General features: G+C 32.4%; 13 protein-coding genes, 1 tRNA gene and 2 pseudogenes. 3 read left to right on the top strand and 13 right to left on the bottom strand.

Annotation, left to right across the window (positions count from 1 at the left end):
• Nucleotides 1–87: 87 nt before the first annotated feature.
• A complete protein-coding gene (locus tag EDC58_RS03370) occupies nt 88–1,494 on the bottom strand; it encodes a replicative DNA helicase (RefSeq protein ID WP_123352090.1) in 1,407 nt (468 codons plus the stop codon).
• Between the two features lie 37 nt (nt 1,495–1,531).
• Here EDC58_RS03370 and EDC58_RS03375 point away from each other — a divergent pair, with 37 nt between their 5' ends.
• The gene (locus EDC58_RS03375; RefSeq protein ID WP_123352091.1) at nt 1,532–1,780 is read left to right on the top strand and encodes a hypothetical protein; all 249 of its coding nucleotides are present in this window, start codon (nt 1,532–1,534) and stop codon (nt 1,778–1,780) included.
• Here the strand turns inward: EDC58_RS03375 and EDC58_RS10140 are convergent.
• From EDC58_RS10140 to EDC58_RS03425, 10 genes and pseudogenes are all read right to left on the bottom strand, one after another.
• The gene (locus EDC58_RS10140; protein ID WP_180937088.1) at nt 1,777–2,253 is read right to left on the bottom strand and encodes a hypothetical protein; all 477 of its coding nucleotides are present in this window, start codon (nt 2,251–2,253) and stop codon (nt 1,777–1,779) included. The genes EDC58_RS03375 and EDC58_RS10140 overlap by 4 nt on opposite strands.
• Nucleotides 2,250–3,302: a flavodoxin-dependent (E)-4-hydroxy-3-methylbut-2-enyl-diphosphate synthase gene (gene ispG, locus EDC58_RS03385; protein WP_123352092.1), complete on the bottom strand. Its 1,053-nt coding sequence runs from the start codon at nt 3,300–3,302 to the stop codon at nt 2,250–2,252. Before ispG ends, EDC58_RS10140 begins: the two co-directional genes overlap by 4 nt.
• A gap of 9 nt (nt 3,303–3,311) precedes the next feature.
• The gene (locus tag EDC58_RS03390; protein WP_123352093.1) at nt 3,312–3,722 is read right to left on the bottom strand and encodes a hypothetical protein; all 411 of its coding nucleotides are present in this window, start codon (nt 3,720–3,722) and stop codon (nt 3,312–3,314) included.
• Nucleotides 3,722–4,435, bottom strand: coding sequence for a 23S rRNA (cytidine-2'-O)-methyltransferase TlyA (tlyA, locus tag EDC58_RS03395; RefSeq protein WP_123352094.1), 714 nt, complete (start codon nt 4,433–4,435; stop codon nt 3,722–3,724). The genes EDC58_RS03390 and tlyA overlap by 1 nt, the downstream gene beginning before the upstream one ends.
• 219 nt (nt 4,436–4,654) lie before the next feature.
• Complete coding sequence (locus EDC58_RS03400) at nt 4,655–5,545, bottom strand: NAD(P)H-dependent glycerol-3-phosphate dehydrogenase (protein ID WP_123352095.1); 891 nt, start codon at nt 5,543–5,545, stop codon at nt 4,655–4,657.
• A complete protein-coding gene (locus EDC58_RS03405) occupies nt 5,538–6,230 on the bottom strand; it encodes a potassium channel family protein (protein WP_123352096.1) in 693 nt (230 codons plus the stop codon). The genes EDC58_RS03400 and EDC58_RS03405 overlap by 8 nt, the downstream gene beginning before the upstream one ends.
• Nucleotides 6,227–7,719: pseudogene (locus EDC58_RS10405) on the bottom strand (ion transporter). The gene EDC58_RS03405 and the pseudogene EDC58_RS10405 overlap by 4 nt, the downstream one beginning before the upstream one ends.
• A gap of 98 nt (nt 7,720–7,817) precedes the next feature.
• The gene (gene gatB, locus EDC58_RS03415) at nt 7,818–9,245 is read right to left on the bottom strand and encodes an Asp-tRNA(Asn)/Glu-tRNA(Gln) amidotransferase subunit GatB (protein ID WP_123352097.1); all 1,428 of its coding nucleotides are present in this window, start codon (nt 9,243–9,245) and stop codon (nt 7,818–7,820) included.
• Between the two features lie 46 nt (nt 9,246–9,291).
• Nucleotides 9,292–10,500: a threonine ammonia-lyase gene (gene ilvA / locus EDC58_RS03420; protein ID WP_123352098.1), complete on the bottom strand. Its 1,209-nt coding sequence runs from the start codon at nt 10,498–10,500 to the stop codon at nt 9,292–9,294.
• Complete coding sequence (locus tag EDC58_RS03425; protein WP_123352099.1) at nt 10,497–10,943, bottom strand: CoA-binding protein; 447 nt, start codon at nt 10,941–10,943, stop codon at nt 10,497–10,499. The genes ilvA and EDC58_RS03425 overlap by 4 nt, the downstream gene beginning before the upstream one ends.
• An 89-nt stretch (nt 10,944–11,032) precedes the next feature.
• Here EDC58_RS03425 and EDC58_RS03430 point away from each other — a divergent pair.
• Both EDC58_RS03430 and EDC58_RS03435 read left to right on the top strand, forming a co-directional pair.
• Nucleotides 11,033–11,311 (top strand): annotated as a pseudogene (locus EDC58_RS03430) (HU family DNA-binding protein); the annotation flags it as partial.
• A gap of 44 nt (nt 11,312–11,355) precedes the next feature.
• A tRNA-Leu gene (locus tag EDC58_RS03435) sits at nt 11,356–11,441 on the top strand.
• A gap of 3 nt (nt 11,442–11,444) precedes the next feature.
• Here EDC58_RS03435 and EDC58_RS03440 read toward each other — a convergent pair.
• Together EDC58_RS03440 and EDC58_RS03445 are read right to left on the bottom strand one after the other, a co-directional pair.
• Entirely contained in the window at nt 11,445–13,322 is a 1,878-nt protein-coding gene (locus tag EDC58_RS03440) for an ATP-binding protein (protein WP_123352101.1), read from the bottom strand.
• Complete coding sequence (locus EDC58_RS03445; protein WP_123352102.1) at nt 13,322–14,452, bottom strand: SIR2 family protein; 1,131 nt, start codon at nt 14,450–14,452, stop codon at nt 13,322–13,324. Before EDC58_RS03445 ends, EDC58_RS03440 begins: the two co-directional genes overlap by 1 nt.
• Nucleotides 14,453–14,475: the final 23 nt, after the last annotated feature.

Consider the following 14,475-nt stretch of genomic DNA (forward strand, 5'->3'; position numbering starts at 1 on the left):
TATTCAAAAAAACTTATCTGACACCGAACTACAAATAAAAGAAAAAAAGCCAAAAACCAAAAGCGGTTTTTCGATAAAAAAGCCATTTTAAATTTGCGGCATATCTACGTTTATGTCGGCTTCGTTCATTTCGATTTCGTTAACTTCGCTCACTTTATCGGTAAATAACGTATATTTTTTATGGAAAAGCATCTCCACAGTACCTGTCGGTCCGTTTCTCTGTTTTCCTATAATAATTTCGGCATCTTCCACCTCTTTTTCTTGAAAATCCACCTCAACCGCTTTTCCTTTTTCCATAGCCTCTTTTTGTTTTTGTCTGGCTTCCATGGCTTTATATACGTCGTCTCTATAAATAAACATAATAATATCGGCATCTTGTTCTATAGCTCCGGATTCTCTAAGGTCGCTTAACATAGGTCTTTTATTCGGTCTGCTCTCAAGCGCCCTATTTAACTGAGAAAGTGCGATTATAGGTATTTCAAGCTCACGCGCCAAAAGTTTCAAACTCCTACTAATCTCGGCAATTGCCAAATGTCTCTCTCTTTGGTCCGAAGCGATTAATTGCAAATAGTCGATAATCGCCAAGGAAAGCTCCGGATTTTGAGCTTTTAGTTTTCTTAATTTCGCTCTTATCGTATGAATGTTGATATTTCCCTCATCATCCACAAAAAGAGGTTTTTCGGCCAAATCATCAGCTATGACGCTTAGTTTACTCCAATCTTCAGAAGATAAATTTCCTTTTCTTATATCTTGAAGAGGAATTCTCCCGGCAGCACTCAACATCCTAAGCATCAACTGCTCTGCGGGCATCTCAAGAGAGAAAATAGCAACTCCTTTATTTTGTTTTAAAACGTTAAGTCCGATATTTAAAGCAAGAGCCGTCTTACCCATAGAAGGACGAGCCGCTAAAATTATCAAATCCCCTTCACCAAAACCGCTTGTCATTCTGTTTAGTTCGCTAAATCCGGTATCAAGTCCAGTTACGATTTTATTTTTCTTTGCGGCTTGTTTTTTTATAAATTCAAGCGTATCGTTCATAATTTTCCTGGAGTTTTTAAAATCCCCCGAAAGATTAGACGTAGCGATACTAAAAAGTTTACTTTGAATGGCTTCGACTTCTTCAATAGCTCTTTTATCCTCTTCCAAAACCATTTTTTTAATTTCGTTTGAGAGATGAATAAGCTCTCTTTTTGTAGCCATATCCTTAAGCTCTCTGGCGTACGCTTCAACCGCCTCAATAGGAGCCGTTCCCAAAATCTCAAAAAACAACTCTTCGTCAAATTTGTTTTTTTTACTAAGTTCGTCTTTTAAGAAAACTTCGTCAATCGGGAGGTCTTTTTTATAAAGCTCCTCCATAGTTTCAAATACAGCCTGATGAAAAGGAAGATAGAAATCCTTAGGCGTCAAAATAGCCGCCACGTCTTCATAAACCTTTCCGTCAAACAAAATCGCACTTAAAATTCCTCTTTCGATGTCAAGATTATATAAATTCAACCGATATCTCCTTATAGAAAGTTTAAAAAGGACTCAAATGATTATTAAAATTTCATATCCGTACAAAGACAAAATCCACTCCATCGACCTAAAAGAGATATATATCCAAACCGATAGCGACGAGTTGATTAAAGAATTAAAATCGACAATTAACCCGATTGAAATCGGTATTATTTTATCTGAAAATTACGACAAATTCAAAAAGATAGAAAAAACAAAACCGGATTTGGTAATAGATATCGAAGAAGTTATCATAAATCCGGAGCTTAAATATAAAGAGCTTTAAAAATACTCTTTTAATTTTTCCGCAATCTCTTTATTATCCATACTCAAAAACAACTCTTGTAATTTCGCTCTTTTTTCTTTATCCAATTTTTTTACTGCTTCTTCGAAATCTTCTTTGGGTATTTCTCTAAAAGCTTTCGCACTCTCACCCAAAATCTCTTCGACTTTCTCTTTTGAAGCGAAATTTTTATTCTCAAGCAGCACTTCATTGATTAGTTTTAAAGCGTCCACCAAGTTTTGAGATTCAGCAAGGGTTTTGAGTTTTATTTTTCTACTCTTTTTCAATGACATAATCACTTTTTTGATATCTTCGATATCTTTTGCTTGCTGTATTCTTTCAGCAGCCTCTTTTCCTAAAACTTTTATAAGTTTTTCTTTTGTAACACGTGTAGGTTTTAAAATCAAAAACATAAAAATAAACGCCATAGAAAATATCGAAATCCCTACGATATAAATTAAAGTAGTAGCACTCATTCACTCTCCTTTTTTACTTCTTCTAAAAATCTATCAAGCAACTCGTCTTCTTTGTATTTTCCGATAATTTCGCCTTTTTTTATAATAAGCCCGTACCCTTTACCGCATGCAATCGCAACATCGGCCTCTTTGGCTTCACCGATAGCATTCACCACACACCCCATAACCGCAAGATTAAGAGGTTTTTTGATATCTTTTGTGGCCTCTTCAACAGCTTCTACGATAGGCGGCAAATCCACCTCAATCCTACCGCAAGTAGGACATGAGATAATATTTACGCCTTCTTTTGAAAGTCCCAAATCTTTAAGTATCGCTTTTCCTACCCTAATCTCTTCTTCAAGCTCACCCGTTATCGAAACCCTAAGAGTATCGCCTATCCCATCAAGCAACAACGCCCCAAAAGCCGCCGCGCTTTTTATTGTGGCGTGAAATTTCGTCCCGGCTTCGGTCACTCCCAAATGAAAAGGATAATCCACAAGAGGTCTTAACATCCTATATGCTTCTACGGTTCTTTGAACGTCGCTGGCTTTTAGAGAAACTTTGATATCCAAAAAGTCCAAATCCTCCAAAAACTTAATATGCCAAAGAGCGGATTCGACCATTGCTTTTGGAGTTTGTCCGTATTTGTTTTCGAGGTGTTCTTCCAAACTTCCGGCATTTACTCCGATTCTGATAGGAATATTTCTTGCCTTGCACGCTTTTACGATTTCCTTTACTCTCTCTTTTCCGCCAATATTTCCGGGATTGATTCTAAGTCCGTCCACAACTTCCGCAGCTTTTAAACCGAGTTTATAATTAAAATGAATATCCGCAATTATCGGAAGAGGTGATTTTTCTTTTATTTCTTTCAGAGCATTTGCGTCTTCTTCGTCAAGCACCGCAACTCTTACAATATCGGCACCCGCAAAATAGAGCCTGTTTATCTGCTCAAGAGTATCGTTTATATTTTTTGTCTTTGAAAAAGTCATTGATTGTACCGAAATAGGAGCATCTCCTCCTATTTCTACATTTCCTACTTTTATTTTTCTTGTGGGATATCTTTTTATCACGTTTTTCCTTTATGCAAAAGCTGTTGATTTTACTCTTATATTTTTTTTGATATTTTCTATCTCTTTTTTTAATTTTTCATTAACTATACCCTCAAGCTTATTCAAAAATTTCATAAGCTCTTCTTTCGTATCTTCGTTTATAGCATAAGTTTTGATTATTTTTTCAATTTTTTTAAGTTTTTTAGGAATATCTTCTTTAGATTTTATAATATCTTTAATTTCTACGTCCGGATTAAATATCGCAAGAGGTTTTGGTGTTTTAATCAATATAAATTTTTCGTTTTTTGTTTTTATAAGTTTGCAGCCGTTTAGCGACAAGATATTATTCACCTTTTGTAAATTATCTATTTTCGTTTCGATTATCGCCTTTTTGGAATAATCAAGCTTTAAGCACTGATTTATCAAAAAAGTAATATCCATTAATTTCCTTTCTTAAAATGATAAATATATTCGGTATTACCCTCTTTTCCTTTTATGCTCGATTCTTCGCTTCTTATAAGCTTCCACCCTAAATTCAAACACTCTTTTTCAAAGTTTTCTTTGGCTTTTTTTATAGCTTCTTTGTCTACTACCACGCCTCTTTTATCTCTTTTTGCATCTTTTCCCACTTCAAATTGAGGTTTAAACAGCAAGATAATATCATCTTTTGCGTGTTTGTCTATATTTTTTATAAGTTTTAATAGCGAAATAAAACTAACGTCGCTAACTATGACATCAAAGCTTGAATCGTATTCGAAATCTCTAAAATCGGTATTTTCGTAATTTTCGATTTTAGGGTTGTTTTTTAAACTCTCATCCAATTGATTACTTCCCACATCCACGCAAACAACTTTTTTTGCGCCTTTTTCCAAACTCACTTCACTAAACCCGCCAGTAGACGCCCCGACATCCAAAACTTCTTTGTCTTTAAAGTCAATATTATATTTATCAAGATAATTTTTTAACTTCAAAGCGGCTCTACTGACATAAACTTTATCTTCCAAAAGCTCGATTTTATCCTCTTGAGAGACTTTAAAAGAAGGTTTCGTAATAATTTTTCCGTTTACTTTTATTTTTTGATTTTTGATAAGTTCTTTGGCTTTATTGCGACTTTTTAATAAACCCCTATTCACAATTGCTTCGTCTAACCTCATATTTGTTACTTTTTTTCAAAATTTTATCAAAAGTTATTCACATATTCACATAATTTGCTATAATTTAGCAAAACAATAAAGGAGAAAAAATGGGATTTAGTGGATTTATGGCGCTTGTTTTATGTGTGGTAGCTACAGGAGCAATGCTTTATATAGCAATTGACGCAACTAAAAAATCACCTGTAAAAGACTAATAACTTCTTTTTCCGCTTTTTGCGGTTAACTCATCAAATCTTTCAAACTATCAAGTACGTTTTTCTTTTGATACAATATTTTATAAACTTCGTTTGCAATAGGCGTATAAATGTCGTGTTTTTGAGCCAAAAGATATATCGCTTTTGAAGTAAAAACACCCTCGGCGACTTCTCCGAGTTCATCCAAAATATCTTCAAGAAGTTTGCCTTTTGCAAGATTAAGTCCGACTCTATAATTTCTACTCATCGTAGAATTTGCCGTCAAAAACAAATCCCCACTTCCCGCAACTCCTAAAAACGTATCTTTCTTAGCCCCGAAAAATTCTCCGAATCTCGCCATTTCAACAAGTCCTCTTGAAATTAAAGCGGCTTTTGCGTTACTTCCCAAATTAAGCCCCTCACAAACCCCTGCTGCAATAGCTATTACGTTTTTATACGCACCTGCAACCTCAACACCCTCTACGTCATCATCGATATAAGTTTTTATAAACGGAGGAAAAAACTCGCTAAACTTTTCGGCTAAATTGAGATTTTTAGAAGCTATAACAAGGGCTGTCGGTTTATTTTGTTTTACTTCTTTTGCAAAAGAAGGCCCGGAAATAAACGCAATATTGTTTTTATCGGTATATTCTTCGAATATTTCGTTTAAAAATTTGAGTTTTTTATTATCTATTCCTTTACTTGCGACAAGAATTTTTTTATTTTTTATCTTTTCTCTATTTTCTCTTAAAAAATCATCTATAGATTGTGCGGCTATTACTATTATTAAATATTCGTTTTTAAAAGCTTCATCTAAAGAAACGAAACCTTCTATGTTTCTTTTGTGTCTTGAAGTAATGACCGCGTTTTTAATTTTTTGTTTTATCGCATGATATAAAGCGCTTCCCCAAGCACCCGCTCCTATTACACTAACCATTTGCAATCCTTAATAAATCCAAGTCTTCTTTGAATCTTTCAATCTCTTCCATATCTCCCACCACTATCAAAACATCTCCGGCATCGATTTTATGGTTTACTCCTCTTGTTATAAACTGCACGTTTTCGCTCATCTCTTTATCCACAATAGCAATAATCAATATATTATAATTCGAAGAAATCTCTTTGTAAATATCTTTTATATATTTTCCGTCCAAAAACGAACCTTTAGGAATCTCAACTTCGGCAAAGGCCAAATGATTATCTTCAAAAATTATCTCTTCGATAACTTTTAAAGTAAGCGGTTTTTTAAGTATAGTCATAATTCTATTTGCCGTAACTTCATAAGGGTTGATCGTCTTATCCACACCTGCAAGCTTATATTTATAATCGTTGTCTTTATTGGATACTTTTGCGATTAATTTTTTATTCGGAAACTTATCTTTTAAAGAAAGACACAAAAAGAGGTTTTTATCTTCATCTCTTAGTACGGCCAATACGACATCAAAATCCTCAAGCTCTTCTACGGCATCGTCAATAGAGTGATAAAATCTCACGTCATAAAGTTTATCTTTTGCTTTTTCATACTCTTTTTCATCAAAAACTATAATTTCAAGATTCTTTTTTTCTATATAACTCGCTACTTTTTCACCGAAATCGTCAAATCCGAATAACAATACTCTCATATACTACTTCTTTCTACAAGATATTTGAAATAATTAACACTAATACTATATCCCATAACAACCAAAATATCTCCCGCTTCAAGTTTTAAATCAAAAGGCGGGTTGAAATAAAAATGCCCGTGCTCTATTTGGAGCGTTTCGTTTAAAAGAGGCGATTCGTTTACTTTTAATACTCCGAAAAGTATAAGTTTGTATTTATCAAAATCAATCTCACCTATAAGTTTACCATCAAGAATCGAACCTTCGATAACCATAATTTCATCGATTATCGCATTTCTTTTTTCGGTCAAAATCGCATCTATTACCTCAAAAGTTATAGGGCTACCAATATATTCGGCCATCAAAAGAGCCGTCACTCTTGTAGGTACAACCACATAAGTAGCACCCGCTTTTTTCATTTTCGAGATATTTTTTTCATCGTTTGAAAGAGCGATTATTTCTATCTCTTTTTTATACGCTTTGATACTCAAAATCATAAAAGAGTTGGCAATATCGTTGTTCGTTAGAATAAACACTTTGGAGATTTTATCAAAATCCAACGTTTGTAAAATTCTTTTTGTGTAATATCGCCTTTTACTGCAATGTATCCTTTAAGAGTCGCTTTTGCGACTCTATCTTCATCGATATCCACTACTACGAAATCTTGATTATCTCTATGAAACCTATCACACAAAATCTCCGCTTCGTTTGAAAAACCGCATATCAAATAGACGTCGTTCATAGATTTTACTTGTCTGACGACTCTTTCGGCTTTTAGTTCTTCAAGCTTTTCCGTAAAAGCCGATGCGATAATTGAAGTTGCAAAAGAGATAAAACCGATACCGATGATAATCAAAATCATCGTCAAAACTTTACCCTCATGGGTAACAGGGGTAATATCTCCGTAACCTACCGTAGAAATAGTAATAAGCGACCAATAAATAGCGTCAAAAAAGTTGTCTATTTTAGGATTTGCGTGGGCTTCGAATACATAAATTACGGCACCACCGATAAATGTAACGAAACCTACCGCAATTAATAATATGAAAAGTTCGAATTTTTTATTTGCAAGTACTTCAAGAAAGGTATTGATACTTTTTGTATATCTCAAGAGCTTAAAAAGTCTGAAAATTACGAAAATCCTAAAAATTCTAAGAGGTCTGTATCCCGGAAGAATAGCCAAAAGGTCGATAATCGCAAAAGGAGAACGTATATATTCCCATTTTTTTAACACAATCTCTTTTACTACTTTCCAGACACTAAACTTCCGTCCTAAGAAGTTAGCTTCTTCATACTCTTCTATAATTATTCTATGAATATCGTTATAAACCCAAAGTCTAATGATATATTCCACTAAAAATACCGAAGTGACAAAATAAAAATCAAAATCCTCCAAAAAAGGATAAACGTCGTTTTTTATGTCATAAAGCAATATCCCGACACTGATAAGCACCAAAAAGAACATAAAAAAATCAAATACTCTTTTTGGTGCAAACGTATCGTCATTCATCAAACGCCAAAAGAAAGTTTTGATTTTTTTATATGTTTTGTTGCTATCTAAATAAAAAGCAAAAGCCACTAAGGCTTTTACGATAGGAGATTCTTTTCTCAAGACAGCTTGCTTTTTAAGATTTTATTTACGATTTGAGGATTTGCCTTACCTTTACTCGCTTTCATTACCTGTCCTACGAAGAAACCGAAAAGTTTCTCTTTTCCGGCTTTGTACTCTTCTACTTTATCGGCATTTGCCGCAAGTACTTCATCAACTATTTTTTCAATAGCTCCCTCGTCGCTTACTTGTTTTAGCCCCAGTTTATCAATAGCTACGTCAACTTCGATATCTTCTTCCATTAATAAATCAAGTACTTTTTTACCACCGGCACCACTGATAACCGCTTCTTTTTCTCTAATAGCGATTAATGCCAATTTCTTAGGACTTACAGGTGAATTTTCAATAGAAATTCCCGCTTTATTCAATCTTCCTAAAAGCTCGATAGCAAGCCATCTGTTCGCCGCTGCCGGCTCTACACCAAGCTCAATCATCTCTTCAAAGAATTTAGCAAGCTCAGGTTCCGCCGTTAATACGCCCGCATCGTATTCTTTTAATCCAAATTCTTTCATATATCTCTCTTTTTTCTCATCCGGAAGCTCCGGAATTTCGATATCGAAGAACTCTTCAGGTACTTCAAGAGGCAAAAGGTCAGGGTCAGGAAAATATCTGTAATCCGCAGACTCTTCTTTTCCTCTCATAGAGCGAGTCTCTCCCGTTTTGCTGTTAAATAATCTTGTCTCTTGAACCACTTCTTCTTCATATTCGTCGTATTCGTACGCTTCGATATGTCTTTCCACTTCGTAATCGATCGCTTGTTTGATAAATTTAAACGAGTTGATATTTTTAATCTCAACTCTCGTACCGAACTCTTTTTGTCCCTTAGGTCTTACCGAAACGTTGGCATCAACCCTAAAACTTCCTTCTTGCATATTCGCATCACTAATGCCTAAATATTTAACGATAGCATGTAATTTTTTAAGATAAGCGATAGCTTCATCGCTGCTTCTCATATCAGGTTCGCTAACAATTTCCAAAAGAGGTGTTCCGGCTCTATTCAAATCGACTTTGGAATAATCGCCTTCATGGATATTTTTTCCTGCGTCTTCTTCAAGATGCGCTCTTGTAATTCCTATTCTTTTCGTACCTTCTTTCGTATCGATAAACAACTCTCCGTTTTCAACGATCGGTACTACGAATTGAGAAATCTGATAGCCTTTTGGAAGGTCAGGATAAAAGTAGTTTTTTCTCTCAAACGTACTTCTTTTATTGATAGTGGCATTTACCGCTTTTCCGAACATAACCGCTTTTCTTACCGCTTCTTTATTCATAACCGGCAAAGCTCCCGGAAGCCCGAGACACGTCGGACATGTATTGGTATTAGGTTCATCTCCGAAACTTGTAGGACAATTACAGAAAATTTTTGTTTTCGTATTTAGCTGAACGTGAACTTCAAGACCTATTACAACTTCATATTTTGATGACATTTTTACTCCTTTGAATTCCTATTATTTATATTTTAACTCGGCTTTACTATTCAACTACGAATCTGAATCCGGCTTTATGAAGCGCTCTTTTTATAGATTCTTGATGTTCCAAACCTCTTGTTTCAAGCGCAATAGAAACGTTTGCGTCTCCGATTGCAAGATTCAAATCCGTTCTATCATATCCGATAGAGACGATATTTGCTTTTTCTTCGGCTAAAATCTCTGTAAGTCTCATTAAAGCTCCCGGTTTATCCACAAGCGTAATTACGAGTTTCATTTTTCTATGAGATTTTAAAAGACCTTTTTCTATAATCAAATTAATCATAGTAACGTCGATATTTCCGCCGCTTAGCACCACCCCCACTTTTTTAGGCGCACCGAATTTTATTTTATGATGTAAAAGTGCGGCAATTCCTACGGCACCGGCACCCTCAACAACAAGTTTTTGTCTCTCCATTAAAAATAAAATAGCATTCGCAATTTCTTCGTCATCCACTTCTACAATGTCGTCAACCACTTCTTTTATTATTTCAAAAGTAATCGGTGAAGTGTCTCTTACCGCAATTCCGTCGGCAATTGTTTTTACAAACGTAGTATCTTGCACGCTGCCGGATAGAAAGCTAAGCCTCATAGCAGGAGCACCCGCTGCTGTCACACCTATAACTTTAATATGAGGGTTTATCTGTTTTGCGGCACTTGCGATACCGCTAATAAGTCCTCCACCTCCTATAGGTACGACGATATAATCCAAATCTGGGACTTTTTCAAGCATTTCAAGAGCGATAGTACCCTGACCTGCCATTACGTCGTAATCGGCAAACGGATGAATAAATTCCATATTTTTCTCTTTTGCCAGCTTAACGGCATATTCGTACGCTTCGTCGTAATTATTTCCGGCAAGTACGACTTCCCCGCCGTACTCTTTGACACCGCTAACCTTAGTCAAAGGCGTAGCTTCCGGCATTACGATAATTGAAGGAATATTAAAATAGTTCGCACTAAACGCAACACCTTGCGCGTGGTTTCCAGCACTTGCTGCAATAACCCCTTTTTTTCTTTTCTCTTCCGAAAGAGACGCTATTTTATTAAAAGCGCCTCTTAGCTTAAAAGCTCCCGTAGTTTGGAGATTTTCTTTTTTTAAAAAAATTTCGTTTCCTACTTTTTGAGAAAGAACCGGCGCGTATGCAAAAGGAGTTTTATATACTACTTTTTTAACTCTTTCGTGAGCTTTTTTTATTTTTTCAAGAGGAATCATAAAAGTCCCTCTCTTTCACATCTCATATGCTCGACCATAAGACATTTATCTTCTACATAAAATATACCGGCGTTTTCAGCAATCTCTTTTGATTTTTCGTTTGTTACGCCTTCTTGTAAAAATACGCATTTTACTCCCGGAAGTTTTACCGCTTTTTCGACTATAGGAGGCGTATCTTCTCCTTTTCTGAATACGTCTACGATATCCACTTCAAAATCTATCTCATCAAGACTTCTATAAACTTTTTCTCCCAAAATAAACTCTTCTCTCGGATAAACGGGAATAATTTTATATCCTTTTTCTTGCATATATTTAGCAACCTGATTTGATGCTCTATGCTCTTTTGGTGAAAGTCCGACAACCACTATAACTTTGGAATTTTTAAGAATTTCGCAGAGTTTTTTATCAGCATTAGAGCTGCTTGGTAGTTCACAAGCCTCCATTTTTCACCTTTTTTAGCAAAATTATATCAAAACTCTTGATTTTTAGGGAAAAAAAAGAGTAAAATTTTTAGAAAGCCAAAAAAGGAGGAAAAATGAAAAAATCTGATTTAGTAGCGGTAGTAGCGCAAAAGACGGGACTTAGCAAAAAAGATGTATCTGCAGTTATCGATGCGAGCATCGAAGCAATCGAAGAGGCACTAAAAAAAGGTGACAAAGTAAGTTTTATCGGTTTTGGTAGTTTCGAAGTTGTAAAAAGAGCTCCGAGAGTTGCGAGAGTGCCAGGTACGAACAAAGAAGTTAAAATCCCTGCAAGCAAATCTGTAAAATTCAAAGTTGGTAAAAAACTTAAAGAAACTGTTAATTCTTAATCTTGATTTTATTTAGGGGATAGGATATAATTCTATCCCCAAACGCCAGCGTGGCGGAACTGGTAGACGCGCCGGACTCAAAATCCGGTGGGCCTTGCCCATGAGGGTTCGAGTCCCTCCGCTGGTACCACTTTTAATCAATCCAATGTTTTACTAGCTTTATTGTTTCACTTTTTGGTTCATAACCTGTTTTTATTTCATAAACTGAAATGATAATTGGCATTGGTATTGCTAAACCTGCGAGAATACAAGTACCCGTAGGTAATATAGATAAATATTCAAATGACAATCTATCTAAATAAGAAATTGTTCTTTCTACCGCTTCAATGTCTTTATTATTAATTAATCTATGCAAAAAATAATTATGCAATTGTGAAATTATTGTTGAAGAAATATCTGAAGGCCTTTGACTTGCAATAGTTAAAAAAACTCCGAATTTTCTACCTTCTTTAATAATTTCTTCAAATGTTTCTAATCTATATTCTTTCCACTGTTCACTTTCTCTATTAGAAATGGGAGATAATATGTTATGTGCTTCATCAATAATTATATTTAAATATTTCTTATTATCTAAATTTTTATTAACCTTTTGTTCTTCATAAAGTTGTTTAACAATCAATAAAGGTAAAATTTTCTTTATCTCAGAATTAACATTTTTTAACGAAATTATATTCATTAGATTTAAACTATTTTCACTGTAATTATCTATAACTTCTATTACTTTTTCTAAGTAATTTATTCTTCTAAGTCTTTTTAATAATGGTGCAATAAATTCCATATTCATATTTTTTTCAAGTTTATCATTATAAAATTGAAAAATAATTTTTAAAGGAATTTTTAAAAAATTATCCTCAATTTTTTCCGGAAAACTATTAAAATTATAATTTTTAATTTCTTTAACCAACTCTTCTCTATGATCATTAAAATATAAGCGTTTATCATTATTAAAATAAGTGTTGTTAGGCTGTATATAATACACTTCACTTGAAGAATGATAGATAAAACTATTAATAAAATTAATAAACATTATATAATCTTCTTGATCATTAATATGTAATATTTTCCCAATTTCTTCTAAAAAATTTTGTATATCTGACATTGCAAACTTTTTTTCAAGCATCATTATTATAAAATTTAAAAAATAAATTTTAAAGTTTTCAAAATCCACTTCCATTTTAAAAGACCTTTTTAAAAAAGGAATTTGTGTTTTTTCAGTAGCATTCAAATAAATGGCCCAAAACTCTATATCTTCAAAATATTTCTTTAATATAGGAAACTTATCTTTTGAATTTCTTGTATTTAAATTAAATGTTTTTTTGTATTCAGGTTCAATAATTGTATAATCTCTTTCTTTATCATCAATTAAATATTCTCCATTAAAATCTATTAAGACAAATCTTGATGTCTTGTGAAAATTCTTATTATTTTTGAACTTTTCTAATAATTCATGATATAATTTAGCTAAAGTATAAGACTTTCCACTACCCGTATTACCAAAAATACCTATATGACTTGCAAAAAGTTTATCTATACTTACTTTAATATCCTGATTATCTTCTAAAGCTAATTTACCTATAACTATACTTCCATAATTTTCTTCTTCTCCCAAATCTAAAAAATTATGTACCATATTAAATTCTTTATTATCTAATAAATAACACTCATTAAAAACTAAAGGCATTTCTTTTATACCTTGAAAAAATTTATTTCTTTCAATATATCCAAGCAAACTAACTAATAGATATCTATTAATTTTTTCAGATTGTTTATAATAAGCTAAATTTATACTTTTATCTTCTTCAATGTATTCTCCTTCAACTTTTCCAATAATTTTAATATAACCTTTAACAATTTTTATATAACTTCCAACAGAAATATTTTTAATTATTTGCCCTTGATAAAAAATATAAGAAGAGTTTTTATTTTTATCTACTTTTATTTTTATTTTTCTTCCATCAACCGAATAAACTTCACCTATTCGAAAAACTGATTCTTTTTCAAATTCCTTCATTAATCTTCCTTAATTTCTTTAATCTCTTTCAAAATATTTTCAAAATCATGATTTATATTTTCAAAATCATATTGATAGTTTTCTTGTGGTTTTATAATATGTAAATTATTGTTTTTAATTTTAGTATTCTCAATTTCAATATGTTTGACCCCATTGCCATCATAGTCATAAACGAATACATTTAATAATGGATTATAATTTAATGCTCTAATAGTTATATCTCTAATATGCTCATCAGCAAAAGAAAAACCAATTACAATTAGAATAGTATTCTCTTTTTCTAATTCATTAGAAAAAATTCTTAATAATTCATAATGAGTCTTTTTAAAAACAGTTTCTTGAAATTTTTCTTTAGTCGGATTAATAATTTGTAATTTTTCATAACTTTCAATAAACTGTTTTATTATATCTTTCTTTTTTTGTAAAATTTCAAAATCATTTTTAGTAATAATTTTTTTAATCTCATCATAAGTTTTAGTTTGATCTTCTATAGCTGTAATATTTATTGAATTTAATAATTTATTTATTTCTTTTAATAATGATAAATTTAAATCAAGTATTATTTCTCCTTCATCGTATTTCCAATTTACTGAACCATGTAATTTATAAATATTAAATATTGGTATTTCAGACATTTTATTGAAAAATAAACTTTCTTTATGAAATGTCCTTCTAAAACTACTTAAATCAAGTTTTGGTTTAAATCTTCCAAAAAAACCATCATTAAAATCATAATTTAATTGATCTAAAACATATTCATGAAAAATATCAATATTAGTAGTAAAAACATTAATTTGTTTTGAAAATAAATTACTTTTCCTTTCAAAAATCAACGCTCTTATTATTTTAAAAAAATTTTCATAATTTTTTTTCACACGAAGAAAATTTATTTCTGTAGTATTTTTTAAAATATCTATATTTGATTTCATAGCTATTTGATAATATTCTCGATAAAAAAGAAACTTCAATAATAAATATTCCTCTTCATTAATATTTTTATCTTTATCTAAATCGGTTAACCAATTTTCAATATTCGATAATACACCAAAAAAAGGAACAGAAGCACCTGACCCTATTAAAAAATTAATATTTGAATTTTCAATTATTTTTTTATTTATTTTCAATTCCATACCAATTTCCTCTCAAAAACTTT

Origin of the sequence: Caminibacter pacificus, assembly GCF_003752135.1 — a bacterium.
Taxonomy (GTDB): Bacteria; Campylobacterota; Campylobacteria; order Campylobacterales; family Nautiliaceae; genus Caminibacter; species Caminibacter pacificus.